Consider the following 22,210-nt stretch of genomic DNA (forward strand, 5'->3'; position numbering starts at 1 on the left):
CGCTGTCGCTGTCGCTGTCGCTGTCGCTGTCGCTGTCGCTGTCGCTGTCGCTGTCGCTGTCGCTGTCGCTGTCGCTGTCGCTGTCGCTGTCGCTGCGACGTATGCACGAGAGCCTAATTCGCTCCGGAGGTCTGGCTGCGGCCGTTACCGCAAATCATCTTGCCGCTGCCATGGAGATCCCCGGCGTGTGCCGATCAGGAAAAGTGGGGCCGCGTCGGAATCCCTACATCATCGCGATCTCCCTCCTATGTCAACCGCACCCACCGCGTGCCCATCAATTCCGCGGTGGGCACATATATGTGGGGCGACGAAAATCCCTTCGCTCGCCGCACGACAGCGGTCGTTGATGTGGCATGTGACATACGAAGAACCGAAGTATCACGGGGAACCCACACCGTCAGTTCACACAAGACAGCTCGGCTGATCATGGTTTCGAAGACTACGGCTGACGTGTTCGACGCACTTCAGCTTCCGGTCCGGTCGTAATGTATCGGAGACGATTAACGCCCTGTGTTTCTGGCAGTTGGTCTGATAGCGCATGGTCCCCTCCTGAGGTGAGGTGTCGCGCGCCTGGTCTAGATGGAGAAGTTCGGTCGCTGACAATCCCCCAGAATCGGAAAGCGCAATTTTCGATCGATCGCAATTGGCCTACGTTGGCGTCTCATCTACACAATCTCCCTGCGGATATCGCGCGGCGAAGTGCATTGGCAGTCGACCTTCACGGCGACCCACTCGTCATCGAATAGCACGAGCCATCTTTCACCACTCGAAGAGCTTCCAGCATCTGACGCGCTCGTTGCGCTCTGAGCACGACAACTCTCCCCGGCGCGTCAGCGAATCCACGTGGGAACCGCTCGAAGTCCAATTGTCATTGTCGCGGTCGCGCTCGTGAGGCAGCTATTTACAGTAAATACCCCCGGGACGCGCGATGGCTGGCGCATTCACCTTCTCAGCTAGCGCGGGCTATTTACGGTAAATAGCCCGTCGTCCGCCCGACTACCATTCACGTCCGACTTTCAAGCGAGGCAAATCCCCGTGCATTTTCCCCAATGCATAACGAAATGAGATGACACCCTCTCCACGCACGCAGCCATACGCACAGCCTTATTTACCGTAAATAACCCGACACTCTCCCAAACGTCTACGAAGAATTCCACCGCGAAGCCCCAAGCCAACGCGGCAGCAAGCGCGCCGGCCGCGCTCACCGCAACGCAGTGAGCACGCGACGTGACGGGCCCGATCAAGGAAATCCCCACAAGTGCCACGCGAAGAATCGCCGGAACCTGAAGCACCACGCGCGAGCAAGGCCACGCCGAAGCACACCAGCCGGCAGAAGCGCCGTGCTGGCCAAAATCGGAGAGAGTGAGGAAAAGGCCGGTCGAGCGACCGAGAAGAGAAACGGTGTCACCAAGCCAAACGCTTCAAGGGAAAGGCGTTCAACTACCGAAACACAAACAAACCACATCAGGCCGGTGACCCACCTCGCACACGACTTCACAGGACCGATCAAGGAACTCCCACCCACAAGCGCCGCGAAGAATCCCCGTGCCGTGAAGTCCCCACGAGCAACGCCACGTCGAAGCACGCCAGCCGGTAAAAGCGCCGTGCTGGACAAAATCGCGGAGAGTGAGGAAGAGACCGGTCGAACGACCGAGAAGAGAAGCGGCGTCACCAAAAACAAACGCCGCAAGTGGAAGGCATTCAACTACCGAAACACAAACAAACCACATCAGGCCGGGTGCCACCGCCTATCAGCGAGGCACCCCGCCAAAACCTTAATCAGCCGACGACTGCACGTCCTCAAGGAACCCAGTAATCAACTGCCGCAACTCTTCGACGCGATCTTGCGGCACACCGCTAGCACGCAGACGAATCACCAGCAGTTCACCCTTTCGCTCGATCCCAACCTCCTCTTCCTTCCGAGCAGGAGCCGCAGGACGAGCCGCCGCCAGCAATGCAGAAAGCACCTCAGGCGCGGTCCGCGACGAATCCTCGACAAGCTCTACCGCCCGCTGCACGATCTCATCGGCTGCCTTCTTGAGTGCGACCGACAACTTCCGCGCAGCCTGAAACTGGATATCGTGCGGCGACGGAAACGCACCAACCACCTCGGCCGGAAGCTCAGCCACCAGAAGCGCGCTGGAGATATTCCCCTGCGACAGACCACACGCCTTCGCCATCGCGTTCTGCGACGGCCACAGCTTGTCGTCGAGCGCTCGCTTGTACCAGACGCCCTGTTCCCACGGACTCAGGTTCTTCCGCGCGCGGTTCTCCTGATCCATCTGAACAAACTGGCCTTGCTCAGTGATCTCTCCATCGACGATCGCGTTCACCGGCAAATCGAGTTCCAGACACGCACGATGCCGGCGATGCCCGAACACAATCTCGTATCCTTCACCGTCGCTCGAAGGACGTACCTTGATCGGTTGCGTATTGCCGCCCGCCTCCGCGATCAGCGACTTGAGTTCGGTAAAACTCTCATCGCCGAAATCCTGGCGGTTCGCCCATTTCGACGCCTGGATCGTCTTCGGATCGAGCGCACGAATCGCAACGGCGCCGTCGTACTCCTTGAGTTGAGCTTCAAGTTGCGAGACGCGATCAGAGCTCTCCCGCATCGCGCTGCGAAACGCGAGCATCTGCCCCGGCGCAGTTCGCGGTGATGCATTCCGCCCCGCCTCCTGGGACGGGGCAGGAACCATCAAGTCCCCCGTCTTTTTCGCAAGTCTGTCCTTGATCGACATTTACTCCTCCCTTTATTCTGACTTCGCCCAGAAGGCCACAATGGATTGCTCGACGATTTCCGTCACACGGTCATAGGCTTCGCGCGCCCTTCGGTACGTCTTCGCGTTGCCGTCGTATCGGGAGATGTCGTACACGGTGCCGAACTCAGCCGAGCTTGCCGCCGTCACCGCGGTCTTCGGAATTTCGACGGGCAGAACCTTCTCCGCATACGTCGCCGATATCCATTCCCGCACGACGCCCGCCGCTGCATCCGCAGGGTCCACCCGCGAAAGCAGCACGTGGATGAACTCGAACGATTTGTCCGTGTTCGTTTCTGCCGTGAGGTTCGACGCGAGATCGCTAAAGAGCGTCCAGAATTGCGCCGAGCTGGCAAAGTCGAGTGCATTCGGCGGCGTCGGGACGATCAAGCCGTCGGCGGCCATGAACGCGTTGACGGTGCCGTAGCTCAGCGCAGGCGGCGTGTCGATGATGATCACGTCATAGTTGCTGCGCGCCTGCTCGAGGCTCGTGTTCAACACGTTCCAGAATTCGAAGTCCGGTTCCTTCATCTGCCGGCTCGGCAAGATGAATTCGACGTTGAACAGCGACGACGACGCGGGCACGAGATCGATGCCATCCCAATAGGTTTCGCGGATCGCGTATTCGATGCTCGTTTGATCGCCCGTCGCCAGAGCCGTGATCGTCGAATCTTCCTCGACTTCGGTATCAGGAAGAATGCCGAACAGCGTCGTCAGCGAACCCTGCGGATCGGTGTCGATCACGAGCACGCGATGACCGCGCAGACTCAAGCCCTGCGCGAGCGTCATCGCCGTCGTCGTCTTACTGACGCCGCCCTTGAAGTTACCGATGGCGACTGTCATGGCCGGCGCCTTCGCCGGCCGCAGCGCGTTGCCGCGGTACGCGCGTACCCATTCGCGGGCTTCCACCAAGGAGAATTCGCGCCGCGAGCCTGTTGCATTGACGGTGCCCGGCGGAAGGTCCCCCTTCGACGTGCGATAAGTGATTTGACTCTTGTCGACTTCACACAGCGCAGCGAGCTGTGAAGCGTTAAAAACGGGGGGGTTTTTGCGTGCGTTCGGGGCCAGCATACGACCCCGAACCTGCGAGACGATGTCAGTCGCGCGAGCGGCCTGATCGACGATATCTTGAATAGTGATGTTCATTAGCTGATCCGCGAAAGACAATGCAGTCAGCTTATATCAGATGGCTCGACAGAAAGCCATTCATTCAACGGAAAATCGCTATTTTTATGAATTCCGTTGCAACGAAACTTCCTGGTGATTCTCAGAAAGCCAACCGTCAAACTTTGTCGCGTCGAATTCCGGACGCACGCGGTTTCTCAGCCACGACGCGAAATTCACACGCCCCACGGAGCCGGAAAACAGCCCCGGGCTATCCGGGCGGAACTCACGCGCATACTTCGCTCCGTCGCCTTCGACGAACTGTCGAGCAAACGCGCGCTTCTCATCCTGCGTCAGCGCCTTGACGGCCGAGGCGCACTGGAGGCGATCGAAGTCGATCCGCAATTCCTGCATGCGAGCGTCGAGCGTGCGCGTGCGCGCTGCCGCCGCCTGCTTCTGAGCCTTTTCGCGCTTTTCTTTTTCGTATTCCGGCTCAGAAACATCTGCCTTGTTTTCGATCAGTGTGCGAATAAAGCCGGCTGTCGAACGCTTGATCTGACCTTTACGGTCTTTCTCCTCTGCCAACTGAACGACCAGACGGGCCCGCTCCTCATCCTCGATGACGAAACTGAGCGCCAGCTTGTCGCCAATCCCGTGAGCCCGAAGCTTCCGATAGATTTCGCTGTCACGGACATGTGCGAACTCGTCCTCTGTCTCAGGCGTAAGAAGCGACTGCTGCGCGCCTTGCCGGATAAGAAACTTCACCCCAGTCACTGACCGGCCGAGCCGCTGATATTCGACGTCGACGTTAATGTCTGAGACGTCGTTGATCTCCTTCACGGCCTTCTGAATCACCTTGCTGTTCAGTCGGCGAAAGTCGTCGTAATACTCCTGGGTCGCACCCAGCAGTTTCCGAAGGACGGGTAGTTCGATCCAACCGGTTGAGCCAACCTTCTGAAAACGCAGGCAGTTTTCGTAAAGCGTCAACGCATGCGACTTCGAAAATTTGCGCTGCACGCCGAGATTGACGGTCGCGTAAATCGACGGATCGTAAAGCTTTTCCGCCAGTGCCTCGTCGTAGCGATACGAGCAGACGCCAGCGCGAATCTCCGCAAACGACAGAATCGGCATGACGCTCCACCGTTCCCGGCCATCGTCCATGACGTTGAACTCGACGGCCGTGGTGGCAAGCTGCCTGAGCGCTTCTCGAAGCTTTTCGGTGTTTTCGCTTTCGGTCCAGCCGAGCACGAGCATGAGCGTCCGCACCGGTAGACGGTGGGTTCTCGTGTTCAGAAGGTTGTCGTATGAATGCAGTAGCAGCACGTTGGACAGCTTCCGCTCCAGCAGCGAAAGTTCGCCGCTCGTGTGGATGGCCGCCACGTGCTTTTTGACGCTTTCAGTACGAACCGCAGTCGGCGAAGATCTGGGCATGCCCGGGATTGTGCTCTAAATGACCCCACCGCGCAATCACCATGCGGGACATCTGTTCGACGAGAAAGTTGAAACGTCCCAATTTGCGTTGCGCGACGAGACCTATCCACACCCCTTTCGATCGATTCACCACAAACGGGGACGCTTCCGCCGCATTTGGGGTCGCGAAACACCCCAGACGGGGACGTATAGGCGGACATGACACCCCGAACAGGGACAGTTAACGCCCCAACCGGGGACGTTTACGTCTGCAAAGCCTTACTGGATAAGGGTTCTAGGTGTGTAAACGAAGTAAACGTTGTTTACCAAACGGTATACAAACCTCAATACACCCCATTCGGGGACAATCGCCGAGCTTTTGTTGCTGTTTTCTACCGAGAGATTCGATTGCAAAGCAAACATTCAGCGATCCAGCAAATCGAAAAAACCTCGAAGCGTTAACAGCAACCCGAGCTAACTCTCTGAGTGCAAAACGCAATTTCCGTGGATCTCGAAATTGCAAACTCACCGTCCGTCTATTTATCGTAAATAAGTGCCAGCCAGTTCGTTACTCGCCTAGATCTTTCGCCCCAGTTGGGGACAATTGGACGGGTTGTCCTCTGCGACTGCGTACGCCACCCCGAATGGGGACATTGAACCGATTCTCGCGCGATGACGCGGCGAAAAGGGCCTCCATCCCGCCTGAGCAGCCTTGAACGTCCACGCTGATGCGCCATTTCTAAAGAATCTCTCGCAACGGTCACCCTAGATGGGGACATTCACGCGAACGCCCTGCAGACAGCAGCGCATCGCTACCAGGCTCACCCCAAGCGGGGACATCACACCGATCCTCTGTCTATTTACGGTAAATAATCGCGTGCCGGGACCCGTTCAACGCCAAAATCGGGTCGCGCGCGAGACAAACCTATGGTCAACATCACTAGTCGCCCGCCCGTTTTCAACCCGCAAGCGCTCGCATCCACTCATCCGACGAGCCAGGAAACCTGGCGAAGACAGCCCCAAAAGCGTGTCGCCAACTGCCCGATGGGCGTAACTCGAGCGCTGAATCCAAATCGACCATAAGGATCACCAGGTAATTCGAAGAGGTAAAACGACCCAAACGGACCGTCCAACCCCCTGTCCGCGCTACGACAATCCCTCGAAGCGCGAATCCCAAATCAGAACCGCCCTAAAACTGATAATTGATCGACACATCGCACACGCCGCCCGTCTTTGTCTGCGTGATCGGGCTGTTAGCCGCGCTTCCCAACAGCCGTTTGAGCGCGCCATCCGCCGTCACGAACCAATGCTTGTTGACGAACCAGATCATCGTGACGCCGAACCCTGCCGATTTCAGCCCCGCGCTGGCGTCGTATTGCGAGTATCGGGAATTCGCCGCCTGCATCGCATTCACGCCAAACCAGCTATTCATATACTTCGAGTCCGCAAAGGTCACCGACGGTCCGGCGAACCAGAAGAAACTCTCCGAGCTGCCAGGCAATGGCATATACGCGCCGAGGTCCGCGACCCATCCGTTCGATCCACCGAAGCTACGCGTCACCGCGCCGCGAAACACCAGCGGAAACTCCTTCGAGATCACATATTCCCCGGCCAGCTTGACCTCGGGCGCTGGATTGATATTGCCAAGGCCATCGAGTCGTGAAGGATCGTCGTGCGCACGCCGGCCGAGATCGTAGACGGCCGCGATGCTCACGCGCCAGTTCGGGCCTTGCAGCACATTGACGCCCAGCCCTTCGCCTGTCGAAAGAAAAGCGAGGTCCTTGTAGCGGATGTCGGTACTTGGCCCAACCAGCGTGTGATAGCGGTCGGATCCGTCATAGCGCGGCTCGAACGTTGAACCTATACCGATCCGCACTTCCCAATCGGGCCGATTGGTCGGCTGGAACAGCTTTTCGAGCGGGATGCCTGCGGAGTATTGCCATTCGCCAAGGGGCGACGGCGTTTGCGCCAGGGCGGATGGCGCGCTGCAGATGAGATAGGCGAGGCTGGCGTAGACCGGTAGCTTTGTCATGTCGACGAACGTCTTGGGTTATGGATCGTGGACGCGGTCCGTTGCGGCCACACATAACGTGTTCAATTCAGGAAGAGGGAATCCGGCGGAAAATCAGCAAACGCCATACCTGACCCCAATGAATTGCGGCGTTGCGCCTGCATCTATGCAAGGCCTTTCGAACGCGCTCGCGTCCGCTTCAGCCGCAGGGACCCTCTGAGCGGTTCGCCGCACATCGAAACGGCCGGATTCTGGCAATCCGCACAGGCACCTGCGCCAGTGAATCCGCGTCGCCAAAAAAAACAAATAAAAACAATGGATTAGGCAACTGCACTGCGCGCGCGACGTTGGCATCGGAGTTGCAAAGATGGGCGCGCCGCATCGTGCGGCATCCGATAAAACCCAAGGAGACACTATGGATCCGAGCTACACGGAAGCAGGCGCGCGCGCCAGTCAGCCTCAATCCCACGCAATCGCACCCTCCGCATCCAGCGACCGCCTTCGCCGCCTCAAGTCGATCTTCTCCGGGTCTGCCGGCAACCTGATCGAGTGGTATGACTGGTATGTGTACTCGGCGTTTGCCTTGTACTTCGCGCGGTCGTTCTTCCCTGCCGGGAACCAGACGGCCCAGCTGCTCAATACAGCTGCCGTGTTCGCGGTCGGCTTTCTTGCCCGGCCGATCGGCGGCTGGCTGATGGGCATTTACGCAGATCGCCACGGACGGCGCTCGGCCCTGCTGGTTTCGGTGGTGCTGATGTGTTTCGGTTCGCTCATCATCGCGCTGTGCCCCAGCTATGACGTGATCGGCGTGGCCGCGCCCGCGCTGCTGGTCATCGCGCGCCTGTTGCAGGGCTTGAGCGTGGGTGGTGAGTACGGCACATCGGCGACTTACCTGAGCGAAGTCGCCACCGCGAAGGATCGCGGCTTCTACTCGAGCTTCCAGTATGTGACGCTCATCGCCGGACAGCTTGTCGCGCTGGCGCTGCTCGTGATCCTGCAGCAGTTCCTTCTGACGACGCAGCAACTCGAAAGCTGGGGCTGGCGCATTCCGTTTTTCATCGGCGCGGCCGCAGCGCTTGCCGCGATGCGCCTACGCGCGACGATGGAAGAAACCGGCGAATTCGAAAAGGCCAAACACAAGAAGGACCGGCGCGGCACGCTTGCCGAATTGCGCAAGCATCCGCGCGCGGTGTTGACCGTTGTCGGGCTGACGATGGGCGGCACGATCGCGTTCTATACGTACTCGATCTACATGCAGAAATTCCTCGTGAATACGGTCGGCATGAGCAAGCACGACGCGACGCTCGTTTCCGCGTCCTCGCTGTTCCTGTTCGCGCTTCTTCAGCCGATCGTCGGATCGATATCCGACCGGATCGGCCGCCGGCCTGTTCTGATTGCCTTCGGCGTGCTCGGCACCCTGTTCACCGTGCCGATCATGACGGCCATCAGCCAGACGCATGACGCGTGGGTCGCGTTCTTCCTGATCATGGCAGCGCTGGTGATCGTGTCGGGCTACACGTCGATCAACGCGGTCGTCAAGGCGGAACTGTTCCCGGCGGAAATCCGTGCGTTGGGCGTGGGACTTCCTTATGCTTTGACCGTATCCGTCTTCGGCGGCACCGCTGAATATCTGGCGCTATGGCTCAAACAGGCAGGACATGAACCGCTCTTCTACTGGTATGTCACGGGTGCGATTTTTTGCTCACTGGTGGTGTACCTCTGTATGCGCGACACCGGCAAGCACTCGCTCATCAAGGACTGACGTCCTGTTAAAGATCGCCAGTGGTGTCCGTCTTCACGAGGACACGGCATCATGAAAACGCATCCTATGAGGCGGATACGGCACGTCGCAACGGCGGTCGCGGTGCTCGCGTGTTGCATCGCGACTGCCGGACTCGCGTACGTCGCCGCGCTGCATTACTACTCGCGTACACACGCAAACGAAGTGGCGCAGCGCGCGTCTCTCTACGCATTGACGCTCGAGTCGCAACTCGCGCGCTATGAGTCGCTGCCGCGCATCGCCGCGCTCGATCCCGTGCTTCCGCGGCTGCTCGCGAAGCCGGGCGATCCCGCACTGCAGCGGGCGGCGAACGCCTATCTGAAAGCAGTCCAGACGAATGCCGACCTGTCGGCGGCGTACGTGATGGATATGAGCGGCAAAACGCTGGCCGCAAGCAACTGGGACGAAGAGGGCAGCTTCGTGGGCTTCGACTATGCATTTCGCCCCTATTTCATCGATGCGATGAAGCGTGGCACGGGGCGCTTCTACGGCGTGGGCAACACGACGAAGAAGGCCGGGTACTTTCTGGCCGTGCCCGTCAGCGAGGGCTCGGGTGCGGCTCGACGGATGGTGGGCGTCGTCGCGATCAAGGCGTCGCTGGATGACTATGAGAGCGCATTGGCGAAGAGCGGCGACATCGTGCTGTTCGTCGACCGGGACAACGTCGCGTTTCTCTCGTCTGTGCCCGCATGGCGTTACCGGGCGCTGGCGCCGCTATCGGACGCGGCGCGGCGCGCACTGCAGCAGACGCAACAATACGGCGACGCGTCGCTCGTCGCGCTATCCACGCGGGCTGCAATGACCGAGCGCGCCGATGCCGCACAAAGCGGACCTGAAGGGCAGGTCGGCCCCGATAAGCTATTCGTCGCGCCTCCGGGGCAAGGTTCAAAGTGGTTCCACGTGCATTATCGACCGGTTGGGCCGCTCGGATGGAAGGTCGCGATCCTGACCGATGACGCCGACGACGAGCGCAGCGCGATGTTCGCCGCCATCAGCGCTGGCGCGGCAACGGCCCTCGTGTTTGCGCTCATTTGGGCTGCGCGCCTGCGCAACAGCCGGAACCAGGAGCGGCTGCGCGCGCGGGCGGCATTGCAGCAGGCGCAGCGCGACCTCGAACAACGGATTGCGGAACGCACAGCCGAATTGACCCGCGCCAACACCGCGCTGGAAGAAAAGGTCGACGCACTTGACGACGCGCGCCGCATTCTGCGCGATACGCGCGACACGGCGATTCAGGCAGGCAAACTCGCGGCGCTCGGCCAGATGGCGGCCGGCATTACACACGAGTTGAATCAGCCGCTTGCGGCCGTGATGACGCTGTCCAGCAACGCCATCCGGATGACCGAACTCGACCGTCCGGAGGATCTGAAGAAAAACCTGACGCTCATCAACGAGCTGGCCGCGCGGATGGGCAAGATCATTTCGCATGTCAAAGCGTTTGCCAGAAACGACGCCACCAGCAGGGAACCCGTCGCAATCGCCGATTCGTTGCAACAGGCTCTCGCGCTGATCGAATCGCATCGCAAGGCGGCGGGCGTTACGGTGCGCGTAGCGTCCGTGCCGGATGACGTCGTCGTGCTCGCCAGTCCGATCCGCATCGAACAAGTCTTCGTGAATCTGTTGACCAACGCAATCGATGCAAGTGCGGCCGCCGCAGCGCGGCGCGAAGTGCTCGTGACGACCGAGATCGTCGATACGCGCGTGCGCATCAGTATTGCCGATAGCGGCCCCGGCATCGCGCCGCATACGATGTCGCGGCTATTCGAGCCGTTCTATACGACCAAGCCGTCGGGAAAAGGATTGGGGCTGGGTCTCGTCATCTCGCAGGCCATCGTCGATGAGTTCGGCGGTCGCCTTGAAGCGAAAAACAGCCGCGACGCGGACTCAGGATTGGGTGGAGCGGTCTTCGTCGTCGAATTGCAGCGTGTCACGGAAAAGGTCACAACCAGGCTATGAACTCGCCCGATAACTTCGCCAGCATGCTGGTCTACGTGATTGAAGATGATCCCGTCGTGCGGCTCGGTTGTACGCAAGCGTTGTCGCTGGAAGGCATCGCCGTGCGTGAATTCGACGATGCCGAAAGCGCGCTTGCCTCGCTCAGACAGGCGCCGCCGGCCGTAATCGTGAGCGACGTCCGCTTGCCGGGCATCGACGGCCTAACGTTGCTGGACAGCATCAAGGCGCGTCCCGACGGCGCCGACATTCCCGTCATCCTGACAACCGGTCACGGTGATGTCGCGATGGCCGTCGGCGCGATGCGCTCGGGCGCCTACGATTTCATCGAAAAGCCGTTTCATTCTGAGCGTCTCCTCGATACCGTGCGACGCGCGCTGGAGCATCGCAAGCTCGTCGCCGAGAACCGCAGCTTGCGCGCGCAACTGAGCAGCGAACGAACCTTGCTCGGCAGGTCTGCGCCGATGCGGCGTATCCACAGTCTGATCGATGCAATCGGGCCGACGGGCGCCGACGTGTTGATCGTCGGCGAGACAGGCACAGGCAAGGAAGTGCTGGCACGAACGCTCCACACGGCAAGCCGCCGCAGCGGTCCGTTCGTCGCGCTGAACTGCGCGGCTTTGCCGGAAGCGGTGTTCGAAAGCGAGATCTTCGGTCACGAGCCGGGCGCCTTTACAGGCGCGCAGCAACGAAGAGTCGGCAAGTTCGAATATGCAAATGGCGGGACGCTTTTCCTCGACGAACTCGAAACGATGCCGCTCGCGTTGCAGGCCAAACTGTTGCGCGCGCTTCAGGAACGCTGCATTGAAAGGTTGGGCAGCAACACGTCCGTGACGATCGATGTGCGCGTCATCGCCGCCGTCAAGCAGGACCTCAAACAGCTCTCCGATCAGGGCCATTTCCGCGCGGACCTGTACTACCGGCTCAACGTCGTTTCGATCGAACTGCCTCCGTTGCGGCAGCGCGCCGACGATATTCCCGAACTGTTCGCCCACTTCGTGCGGGCGGCATGCGCACGATACGGCAAACCCGAACCTGCGTGGACGTCAGAAGACATGATGCGTTGGCAACTGCATGACTGGCCGGGCAATGTCCGCGAACTGAAGAACGTAGCGGAGCGCTTTACGCTCGGCCTCGATGATGGCTTGCCGCAGCCTCCCGCAGGCGCCGATTCGCTTGCATCGCGGATGGTGCGTGCGGAGCGCGGCTATATCGAGGAAGCGTTGCGCAGTGCCGGTGGACAGGTGATCAGGGCCGCCGAACAGCTGGGCTTGCCGCGTAAAACGCTATACGACAAGATTACCCGCCATGGCATCGAGCCGAACGCGTTCCGCCAGGCGTCGCCTCCGAAAGAGTGACGTTGCAGTTCGGGACGCGGGCATATAGCACGTTCGCTACCCGCGCCGGTTGTGAATCGCCATCAAGTTTGCGTGCTTTCATGATCTACATCATGGAAGCCATACCGATCCGCTGGAAGCCATTCCGAGCACAGTGAAGCTGACCGTCTACAGCGGCGGTTCACAGGAATTCGTCACGACGCCTTTTGCACGGCTGATTCGCATGATCGAGCGAGGCCAGTTGCGCATCAATGTCGGCAAGGTGTTTCGCCTGGACGAGATTGTCGAGGCGCATCGCTGTATGGAGCGAAACGCAGCGAACGGAAAGATCGTCGTGTTGACCTGACGCGACGGCTTTGCACTGTCTACGGCTGCGAAGCAATCGACAAGACGCGTTCCGATGGCGTCACGCGCGTGACATTCGTCCACACACTGACGCCGCGCGGATCGATTGCAAAGCGCGCGGGTCCGCGTTTCAGAACGTGCGCGGGTTCGGCATCGCAAGCGATATCGAAGCGCATGCCGCCGATATCCGCGACCGCGAACAGATCGCCGTGCCGTAGCTCGATGGAGTCGATGGTCCCGACGTGCGCGCCGTTCGCCGCGATCGCAATCGAAGACGGCGCGACACGCCACATCACCCGCTCGCCGACAGGAATGGCGCGGTCTGCCGTGTCGATCGCGAGCCCCGACGCGGTTTCGATCGAGCCCGGCGCGCGAACCGTGCCTTCACCGACGTTATGCAACCCAAGCAGCGCCGCGACCTGCAATGACGCAGGCTGACGGAATACGTGATCGACGGCGCCTGCCTGCAGCACGCGCCCACGCTCGATGACGAGCACTTCATCCGCCAGCAATGCGGCTTCGTCGGGATCGTGCGTGACGAGTACGGTGACGGCCGAAATCTCGCGCTGCAACGCGCGCAGCGCCTGTTGCAGCCGGCGACGGCGCGGCGTATCGAGCGCGGAAAACGGCTCATCGAACACTAAAAGCTGGCTGTGCCGCGAAAGCGCGCGCGCCAGCGCGACACGCTGCCGTTGACCGAACGACAGCTGACGCGGCAAGCGATCCATCAGCGCCGACAGTCCAAGGTGCTCGGCCCAATAACGCGCGCTCGCAGCATCCGCATCGACGGGAAACGACAACTGCCGCATCAGTGTCATGTGCGGAAACAGCCCATAGTCCTGCGGCACATAGCCGATGTGGCGCTGCTCGGGCGGCAACGCATCCAGTTGCGTTTCGCCGAAGCGCACGAAGCCCGCTTCATTGCGTTCAAGGCCAGCGATCAACTTCAGCGCGAGCGATTTACCCGAACCCGAAGGGCCGATGATCGCGAGCCGCCGTGTCGAAGGCGTCCATTCGATGTCGAGATCGAACGCGCCGAGATGACGTTTGAGCGCGAACGCAAGACGCGGATTCGGCAGGGCAGGGCGCGCTGCATCTTGTGCGGGTTGGTCCGATGCATCGCCGTTTTCGGCAATATCGAACAGGCTTGAACGACCATCACGCCACGCCACCGAAAGCGCGGCGCACAACACGGCGATGACGAGCGTCGGCAGCAACAGCGGCATCATCGCGGGCAAGCCCTGGCCGCCGAATACAACGTAGGTGTACACAGGCAGCGAATACGGATGATAGGCAACCATCACCGTCGCGCCGAATTCGCCGAACGCGCGCAGCCACGCGAGCACCAGACCGGCGCGTATCGACGGCCAGGCGATGGGCAGCATCACGCGGAAAAAGCGGCTTGCCGCGCGATGGCCGAGTGTGGCCGCGACGTCTTCGTAGACGGGATCGATCGCCGCGAACGCCGAGCGCGCCGCGACGATCAGAAACGGCGCAGCCACGAAGGTTTCGGCGAGCACGATGCCCGCGAACGAATCGGTGAGGGCGCCGTTCGTCAATCGACCGAGCCAGCTATACGGCCCGAGCAGAAACAGCAGCAAGATGCCGCTCGTGAGCGGCGGCAGTGCAAGAGGCAACTGCACGATAAAGCCGAGCAGCGCCATACCGCGCGACGTCGAACGTGACAGCCAGTAACCGAGCGGCACGCCGCCGATCAGGATCACGAGCGCCGCGACACTCGCGCTGCCCGCCGAGACCGCGACAGCCGACCACGTTCCGCGCCAGTCGACGCCCGTCCAGTCCGCGTGGCCGACCTGCGGAATGCTCGCGATAAACGGCGCGCACAGATAGACGGCGAGCAGGCAGGCGAGCCACAGCAACGGCCGCGCGGTCTTGCGTGTCATTGCGCGGCGTCGAGGACGGCTTGCACGGACGACGGCACGGCTTGCGCATTGCCCGTCACGGCAGGCTTGACGATATCGACGCCATGCTGCTTCAGCAACGCACGACCGGACGCGCTCAACAGAAAATCGACGAAGCGTGCGGCGCCCGCCTGATTCGGCGCGTCATTGAGAATAGTCAGCGTGTAGCTGGCCTTCGCCTGAAGCTCGGGCGCGGGGCGCAAAGCGGGAATCTTCAGATCGGAGGTTTCCGTCGAATAGAAGAAGCCCGCGTCGAGCTGACCCGATTGCAGCCGCCCAACCAGCGTCTCTTCGGGCAACACCTGCGCCGGATTCTCCGGATCGCCGAGCGTCTTCTCGACGAGGTCCGGCTGTTTATAAAGCTCAGCCGCCTTCGTCATCATCTGAACCGTGAAGGCGCCCTTCGGATCGAGCTTCGGATCGGTGCGCCCGATGCGAATGCCCGGCTCCTGCAGCACTTCGTCCCAGCGCTTCTTCTTGAAGTCGGCGGCGAAGCGGCTTTGTGGGTTGTAGCCGATCATCAACGGCGACTCGGCGAAATTCACGTACCACGACACATGATCGCCGTTCGCCGCGCCCATCAAACCCGAATTGACCGTCGGGCTCGCGCTGATGAACACGTCGCCGCGCCGCAGCTTGCCCTTGATCTGATTGGCGATCAGGTTCGAGCCCGCCGCATAGCCCTGAAAATGCAGACCTGTTTCCTTTTCGAAAGCCGGACCGACGCTGCGTTCCATCAGATTCACGAGCGAACCCGCGTACAGCACCTCGACCTTGCCTTCATCGGCGGAAGCGGCGCCCGTGAAAAGAAGACCCGTCAACACGATTCCCGACAACAACAGCTTGCGCATCACGATTTCCCCGTTGCGTTATGAACGGCCATATATTACGACGACCGTCATTGACGCTGCAGTCGGGACAACACGCGACAGCGCGTATTTGCACGCCACGTGTACGCAAGCGGCTGTCAATCCGTTGCGCGCGCATCCGTCAACGAGGCACGATCCCAGCCGCCGCCCAGCGCCTTCAGCAACTGCACGCTCGCGTCGATACGTCGCGCGTCGATCTGCTCGGCCGTACGTTCATTGGATAACGCGATGGTCTGCGCCGTGACGACATCGAGGTAGTTGACCGCGCCTGCCTGAAAGCGATTGGACGTCAGCTTCAGCGAGAGGTCCGCCGCTGTCGTTGCGCGTTGCTGGCTGTCGGCCTCGTTCGCGAGCGTATCGAGCGACGACAGGTTGTCTTCGACCTGCTGAAATGCGACCAGCACCGTTTGCCGGTAATCGGCGACCGTACCGTCATACTGCGCGTTCGCGCCCTTCAGTGCCGCTGTGCGGCGTCCGCCGTCGAACAGCGTGCCGGCGATCTGCGAGCCCAGCGACCAGAACAGACTCGACGCAGTGAGCCACGGCGCAAAGAACGTGCTTTCGAGCCCCGCTGTCGCCGACAGGGTGAGATTCGGATAGAACGCCGCGCGCGCCTGGCCGATCTGCGCGTTCGCGGCAGCGACGCGCCGCTCGGCGGCAGCGATGTCGGGGCGGCGCTCCAGCAATTGCGACGGCACGCCTGCCGGAATCTGCGGTAGCGCGATGGTCTCGACCTTCGGTGGCAGCGAAAACGACGAAGCGGGCTGGCCGATCAGCGTCGCGATGGCGTGCTGAAGCTGCGCGCGCTGCACGTCGATATCGCTGTCCTGCGTGCGCGTGCTTTCAAGCTGCGTTTGCGCCTGCGCGACGGCCGACGCATCGATTGCGCCGTCGTTCAACTGCTGTTGCAGGATGCGCAGCGCGGCGGAGTAAGCGGTGACGGTATCGTCGAGCAGCTTCTTTTGCCGGTCGAGCGAGCGCAGATCGAAATAGTCGGTGGCGAGATCGGCGGCGACGGCAAGGCGCACCGATTGCAGATCCGCTTCGCTGGCCTGCGCGTTATCGCGCGCGTTGACCGTCGCATCCTTTACACGACCGAACAGATCGGGCTCCCAGCTCGCCGCAACGCCCACCGAATAATCGGGCACGGTATGGCCCGCCAGGCCCCGGTGTACAACGTTCTGCGAGGTTCGAAAGCGCTGCGCCGACGTTCCCGCCGTCACAGTGGGCGCATAACCAGCGCGCTGATAGTCGACCATCGCGCGCGCCGCTTCGAGTTGCGCGACGGCCTTCGCCACGGTCTGGTTCGACACGTCGACCTGCGCTTCGAGTTTATTTAGCTCGTCGTCGCCGTAGAGCGTCCACCACGGGCCGCGCGACTGCGCGTCGGCGGGAGTTGCGAGCGTCCAGCCCGCCGATGCCTGCGGCACGCTCGCGAAATGATCGGGCACAGCCGTTTGCGGCTGCGAGTAGTGCGGCAGCGTCGAACACGCTGTCAACGCGCTTGCGACAGCAATGACGATCGACTTGCGAACCAGCGACGCACGGATATTCAACATGATGAGCCTCGCCTCGCGCTTAACCGTGCTTCGCCGACGTCGTCGACGTCGCAGGTGCGATGCGCACCGTTTCGCCGTTGCTGATCGCGTCGCCGGGATTGTTGATGACTCGGTCGGTTGCATCGAGTCCCGTGGCAACTTCGACATACGTGCCGAAATCGCGGCCGATGGTCACCGCCTTCAGCTGCACCTTGTCGTCCTTGCCGATCACGGCGACCGTCACGCCATCCGGCCGGAACAGCAGCGCGCTGACGGGCACTTCGAGCGCGGGATGCGCCGTAACCAGCGCGAGATGAACCTGCGCATACGCGCCCGGCAGCAACGCGCCGTCGCGGTTATCGACATCGACTTCGACGTGAAGCGTGCGACTCACAGGGTCGATCGAATCGGCGCTGCGCGCGACGCTCGCGTCGAATTGCCGCCCCGGATACTGTTGCGTCGTCAGATAGACCTTCGTGCCAGGCGCGATGCTCTGCGCGTCGTTTTGCGGCACGTCGACGTAGACGCGCAAACGGTCGGTCTGTTCGATATGAAACAGCTCGCCGCCATTGGCCGCGATGCCCGGCGAGCCGCCCGCCGTCACCAGCGCGCCGACATCGACTTTGCGCGCGGTGATGACGCCGTTGAACGGCGCCGTCACTTTCTCGTACGACACCAGTTCGGATAGCCGGGCCACGTTCGCTTGCGCCGCTTGCCATGCCGCGAGCTTCGCCGCGCTGTCGCTTGTCTTCGCGTTCGCGTCCTGTTGCGAGACCGACTGCGTTTGCAGCATCGTTTGCCAGCGCTGTGCGGTGCTGTCCGCGAAGCTGTAATTGGCTTTCGCGTTCGCTTCGTCGGCGCGTGCCTGACGCAGTTGCGCGTCGAGTTCCGGCGTCTGGATATCGGCGAGCGTTTGGCCCGCCTGGACCTTTGCGCCGATATCGGCGTACCAGTGCTGGATGTAGCCGCTCGTGCGCGCGTAGATCGATGCATCGGCGTACGGCATTACATTGCCCGGCAACAGCAGTTCCTGCGATGCGGGCGCGCGCGTCGGCGTCAGCGCATCGACGCTCAGATAGCGCTGTGCATCGACCTGCTGCGTGAGCGCCGTGCTGGCGTGAAGCCGCGGCACGATGCCGATTGCGAGCAGCGCGGCGGCGACGACTGCGAGCGCGACAGGCAGCACGAAGCGCCGCTTGTGGGGCAAAGGCGCGCCGTTGGACAGCGCAAGGTCGGTGCTGGCCGACGGCTCGTGACCGTTCGGCAGATTGGGCGTGGTCATGAAAAGTCCTTACTGGGCGTGTGTGGTCACTTCGGCGGAATCGGCGGCACGCTTTGCGCGGCGCTTCGCGAGCCACGCGTGAACCATGCCGAACACGACGGGCACGAACAACAGCGTCGACACCGTGCCGATCGCGAGACCGCCGATCACCGCGCGGCCGAGCGGCGCGTTCTGCTCGCCGCCGTCGCCGAGTCCGAGGGCCATCGGCAGCATGCCGATCAGCATTGCGAGGGCCGTCATCAGCACGGGGCGGAAGCGGTTGAAGCCTGCATCGAGCGCGGCAGCGAGCGGCGCCATGCCGTTCGCGAGCGATTCGCGCGCGGTGTTGATGACGAGAATGCTGTTGGCGGTGGCAATGCCGATGCAGAGAATCGTGCCCGTCAACGCGGGGACGCTGAGCGTCGTGTGCGTTGCAAACAGCATCCACGCGATGCCCGCCAGCGATCCCGGCAAGCCGCTGATGATGATGAGCGGATCGAGCCACGACTGGAAATTCACGACCATCAGCAGATAGACGAGCGCGATCGCGAACACGAGACCGGCGCCGAGACCCGCGAACGACTCGTTCATCGACTGCACCTGTCCGCGGATCACAATCGACGAGCCGGGCGGCAATTGCGCGCGCGCGGCGTCGACGAGCTTCGTCACGTCGGTTGCGACGCCGCCCAGATCGCGCCCTTGCGTCGACGCGAAAATGTCGAGCACGGGCTGCACGTTGTAGTGCGACACGACGGCCTGCTGCATGGTGCGCGACATCGTGCCGAGCGTGCCCAGCTGATTCTGCGGATTGACGCTGACCTGGTTCGTCGTCAACGGAATGTTGGCGAGCGTTTGCAGCGAGTGAATGTCGTATTGCGGCACTTCCGCCAGCAACGGATAGCTGACGCCGTTCTTCGGATCGAGCCAGAAATTCGGCGTGGTCTGCGAACTGCCCGACAGCGCGATCAGCATGTTCTGCGCGACATCCTTCTGCGTGAGGCCCGCCTGCATCGCCTTGGTGCGATCGACATTGATGTCGATGGTCGGCTCGTCGCCGGGCTGCTGGATGCGTGCATCGACGAGACCGCGCACGCCGCGCATCTGCGCGAGCAGCTTGTCCGCGACGACGCGGTTCTGATCGAGCTTGTTGCCGACGATCTGCACGTCGATAGGCGCGGGCAGGCCGAAGTTCAGAATCTGGCTGACGATATCGGCGGGCAGGAACGCGAACGTCACACCAGGAAACGATTGAGCGAGCACGTTGCGCAACTGCGCGACGTATTGTGCCGTCGGCTTGTGATCGGGCTTCAGCGTGATCATGATGTCGGCGTCTTCAGGGCCGACCGGGTCCGACGAGTCGTACGTCAGGTTGATGCCGCTCACGGGCACGCCGATGTTGTCGAGCACGGCCGCCTGTTCCGGCTTCGGAATCACGCTGCGAATCTTGGCTTCGACTTCATCGGTGATACGCGCCGTTTGCTCGATGCGCGTTCCCGTTGGCGCGCGCAGATGCAGGCGGATTTCGCCCGTATCGACGGCGGGGAAGAAGTCGCGCCCGGCGAACGGAATCAGCGCGAGCGAACCGAAGCACAGCGCGAGATACACGGGAATGAAGCGGCGGCGATTCGCGACCGCGCGTTGCAGCACGTCGTGGTAGCCGTTGCGCAGTGCTTCGAAGCGCCGCTCGAAACCTGCCTGAAAGCGCGCAAAGATCGCGAAGGGTCCTTTCGCTGCGTGACCGTTCTTCGAAGGCGCGCGCATCAGATACATCGCGAGTGTCGGAATCAGCGTGCGCGAGAAGAAGTACGACGCGCACATCGCGAACACGACGGCTTCCGCCAGCGGCACGAACAGATAACGCGCGACGCCCGAAAGAAGAAACATCGGCACGAACACGATGCAGATCGAGAGCGTCGAGACGAACGTCGGCACGGCGATTTCGCCGGAGCCGTTCAGAATAGCGTCGTGCAGCGGCTCGCCGTTTTCGAGGTGATGCGTGATGTTTTCGATTGCCACGGTCGCGTCGTCGACGAGTATGCCGACAGCGAGCGCCAGGCCGCCCAGCGTCATGATGTTGATGGTCTGCCCGAGGGCAGCCAGCGCAATCAGCGAGGTGAGCACGGCAAGCGGAATGGACACCGCGATGATCAACGTCGCGCGCCAGCTGCCGAGAAACAGCAGGATCATCGCGGCCGTCAGGCACGCGGCGATCAGTGCTTCGCGCACCACGCCCGAAATCGCGGACTTCACGAACACCGACTGATCGGAAAGCGGCGTGATCTTCAGCGCGCTCGGCAGGCCGGCGGCGATCTTCGGCAACATCGCCTTCACCTGCTGGATGATGGTGAGCGTCGATGCGCTGCCCGTCTTTTCGATTTGCAGAAGCGCCGCGCGCTTGCCGTCGCTGCGCACGATGTTCGTCTGCGGCGCATAGCCGTCGATCACATGCGCGACGTCGCGCACATAGACCACGCTGCCGTTGACCGTCTTGATGGGCAGATCGTTGAGCGCGGCGACCGTGCTCGTGCTGCCGTTCATCTCGACGTTGTATTCGCGCGCGCCGATCTTCGCGGTGCCGCCTGGCAGAATCAGGCTTTGCGCGTTGACGGCGTTGACCACGTCGATGGGCGCGAGGCCCTTGGCCTGTAGCGCTTTCGGATCGAGCTGGACCATGATCTGGCGGATCTTGCCGCCGTATGGCAGCGGCACGGCCGCGCCTTGAATGGTCGCGAGCTGTGTGCGGATGAAGCTGTTGCCCAGATCGTAGAGCGTCTGTTCCGGCAGCGTGTTGCTCGACAGGCCCAGTTGCAGCACAGGCACCGTCGATGCGTTGTACGAGATGATGTTCGGCGGCAGCGTGCCTGGTGGCAGCACGCGCAGAATCGACGCGGAGTTCGATGCGGCCTCGGCGATCGCGCGGTTGATGTCGGCGCCCGGATGAAAGAACACCTTCACCACGGATACACCATTCAACGATTGCGATTCGATATGTTCGATGTCATCGACGTCGGTCGTGAGCGCGCGCTCGTAGTTCGACGTGATCCGGTGCGCCATGTCCTCGGCGGAAAAGCCGTTATACGACCAGACGATGCTGACAACGGGAATGTTGATGTTCGGAAAGATATCGGTCGGCGTGCGCAGGATCGCGAGCGGCCCGATGATGAATAGCAGCACGGCCAGCACGATAAATGTGTAAGGCCGCCGCAGGGCCAGTTTGACGATCCACATGACGTTTCCTTGGACGATGGTCTGTCGGTACGCCCAGACGCGGATCACGCGCGGGCAATTCACAGGGTCGCAGTGTGGCGGCGGGGCACTTACTGATTAGTGACTGCAACATTACGAATCCGACATCTAACGCTGAGGATAAATGGCCGCGTTACATCGCCCTTTCGTAAATGACCGATTTGTCATCTGAGAGACAGGGTTAGGTCAGCAGTGAATGCACACAATGGCGTTAACCCTTTGCAACCCGCCTTTGCATTCCGCAACGGGCAAAGGGCATTGGGGTCACACCCGCAAGGATGTGGCGCTGGTCGAAGACTCTCTTGCAGGTGAACCATCATGAAAGCACTGATTCAGGCCGTAGTCGTTTCGTGCGCGCTGGCTGCGCCGGCACTTTCTTTCGCTCAGGCCCAGCAGGGCGAGGTCACGCGTGCGCAGGTGCGTGATGATCTGCAACGCGTCGAACAGGCGGGCTATCGCCCGGTGTCCGACGACGCGACTTATCCCGCCGATATCCAGGCAGCCGAAACCAAGGCCTCGGCAGGCGATCAGCCGATGGAGCACACGGCTGTGGGCGGCGTCGCGCCGAGCGGCACGATGCAGATGGGCTCACCAAGATCGACGACGTCGGACGGGAATCCGCAGCCGGTGTTCTTTGGAAATTGAAGTTAAGGCAGCGGGCGCATTGCCCGCCGC

General features: G+C 61.6%; 15 protein-coding genes. 6 read left to right on the forward strand and 9 right to left on the reverse strand.

Features of this window, described 5'->3' with window-relative positions:
- Positions 1 to 347, forward strand: a 347-nt coding sequence (locus tag BLT65_RS46545; protein WP_208545796.1) for a hypothetical protein, incomplete at its 5' end; no start/stop codon positions are given.
- 1,428 nt (positions 348 to 1,775) lie between these two features.
- On the opposite strand, the gene BLT65_RS23990 is transcribed toward BLT65_RS46545, so the two are convergent.
- The 4 genes from BLT65_RS23990 to BLT65_RS24005 all read right to left on the reverse strand — a co-directional run bounded on the left by BLT65_RS23990 (position 1,776) and on the right by BLT65_RS24005 (position 7,305).
- Complete coding sequence (locus BLT65_RS23990) at positions 1,776 to 2,741, reverse strand: ParB/RepB/Spo0J family partition protein (RefSeq protein ID WP_042315079.1); 966 nt, start codon at positions 2,739 to 2,741, stop codon at positions 1,776 to 1,778.
- A 12-nt stretch (positions 2,742 to 2,753) separates the two neighbouring features.
- Positions 2,754 to 3,602: a ParA family protein gene (locus tag BLT65_RS23995; protein ID WP_229516818.1), complete on the reverse strand. Its 849-nt coding sequence runs from the start codon at positions 3,600 to 3,602 to the stop codon at positions 2,754 to 2,756.
- Between the two features lie 387 nt (positions 3,603 to 3,989).
- Entirely contained in the window at positions 3,990 to 5,243 is a 1,254-nt protein-coding gene (locus tag BLT65_RS24000) for a replication initiation protein (protein WP_244186577.1), read from the reverse strand.
- 1,219 nt (positions 5,244 to 6,462) lie between these two features.
- Positions 6,463 to 7,305: a MipA/OmpV family protein gene (locus BLT65_RS24005; protein WP_091781784.1), complete on the reverse strand. Its 843-nt coding sequence runs from the start codon at positions 7,303 to 7,305 to the stop codon at positions 6,463 to 6,465.
- 394 nt (positions 7,306 to 7,699) lie between these two features.
- Here BLT65_RS24005 and BLT65_RS24010 point away from each other — a divergent pair, with 394 nt between their 5' ends.
- The 4 genes from BLT65_RS24010 (at position 7,700) to BLT65_RS24025 (ending at position 12,700) form a co-directional block, all read left to right on the forward strand.
- On the forward strand, positions 7,700 to 9,046 hold the full coding sequence (locus tag BLT65_RS24010; RefSeq protein WP_091781787.1) for an MFS transporter: 1,347 nt from the start codon (positions 7,700 to 7,702) through the stop codon (positions 9,044 to 9,046).
- Positions 9,047 to 9,097: 51 nt separating this feature from the next.
- A complete protein-coding gene (locus BLT65_RS24015) occupies positions 9,098 to 11,020 on the forward strand; it encodes a sensor histidine kinase (protein WP_091781789.1) in 1,923 nt (640 codons plus the stop codon).
- On the forward strand, positions 11,017 to 12,375 hold the full coding sequence (locus tag BLT65_RS24020; RefSeq protein WP_091781792.1) for a sigma-54-dependent transcriptional regulator: 1,359 nt from the start codon (positions 11,017 to 11,019) through the stop codon (positions 12,373 to 12,375). The genes BLT65_RS24015 and BLT65_RS24020 overlap by 4 nt, the downstream gene beginning before the upstream one ends.
- A 133-nt stretch (positions 12,376 to 12,508) precedes the next feature.
- Positions 12,509 to 12,700 carry a zinc-binding dehydrogenase gene (locus BLT65_RS24025; RefSeq protein ID WP_244186578.1) on the forward strand — a complete coding sequence of 64 codons (192 nt, stop codon included), beginning with the start codon at positions 12,509 to 12,511 and terminating at the stop codon, positions 12,698 to 12,700.
- A gap of 19 nt (positions 12,701 to 12,719) precedes the next feature.
- Here the strand turns inward: BLT65_RS24025 and BLT65_RS24030 are convergent, their stop codons facing one another.
- The 5 genes from BLT65_RS24030 to BLT65_RS24050 form a co-directional block, all read right to left on the reverse strand.
- Positions 12,720 to 14,603: an ABC transporter ATP-binding protein/permease gene (locus BLT65_RS24030; protein ID WP_091781795.1), complete on the reverse strand. Its 1,884-nt coding sequence runs from the start codon at positions 14,601 to 14,603 to the stop codon at positions 12,720 to 12,722.
- A complete protein-coding gene (locus BLT65_RS24035; RefSeq protein WP_091781798.1) occupies positions 14,600 to 15,472 on the reverse strand; it encodes an extracellular solute-binding protein in 873 nt (290 codons plus the stop codon). Before BLT65_RS24035 ends, BLT65_RS24030 begins: the two co-directional genes overlap by 4 nt.
- A 116-nt stretch (positions 15,473 to 15,588) precedes the next feature.
- The gene (locus BLT65_RS24040) at positions 15,589 to 17,049 is read right to left on the reverse strand and encodes an efflux transporter outer membrane subunit (protein WP_091781801.1); all 1,461 of its coding nucleotides are present in this window, start codon (positions 17,047 to 17,049) and stop codon (positions 15,589 to 15,591) included.
- Between the two features lie 19 nt (positions 17,050 to 17,068).
- Positions 17,069 to 18,310, reverse strand: coding sequence for an efflux RND transporter periplasmic adaptor subunit (locus tag BLT65_RS24045; RefSeq protein WP_091781803.1), 1,242 nt, complete (start codon positions 18,308 to 18,310; stop codon positions 17,069 to 17,071).
- Between the two features lie 9 nt (positions 18,311 to 18,319).
- Positions 18,320 to 21,517, reverse strand: a complete 3,198-nt coding sequence (locus BLT65_RS24050) for an efflux RND transporter permease subunit (RefSeq protein WP_042315089.1) — start codon at positions 21,515 to 21,517, stop codon at positions 18,320 to 18,322.
- 336 nt (positions 21,518 to 21,853) lie between these two features.
- Here BLT65_RS24050 and BLT65_RS24055 point away from each other — a divergent pair, with 336 nt between their 5' ends.
- Positions 21,854 to 22,180 (forward strand): DUF4148 domain-containing protein, encoded by a 327-nt coding sequence (locus BLT65_RS24055; protein ID WP_042315090.1) that lies wholly within the window; start codon positions 21,854 to 21,856, stop codon positions 22,178 to 22,180.
- Positions 22,181 to 22,210: the final 30 nt, after the last annotated feature.

The organism is Paraburkholderia steynii, assembly GCF_900100565.1.
Classification (GTDB): Bacteria; Pseudomonadota; Gammaproteobacteria; order Burkholderiales; family Burkholderiaceae; genus Paraburkholderia; species Paraburkholderia terrae.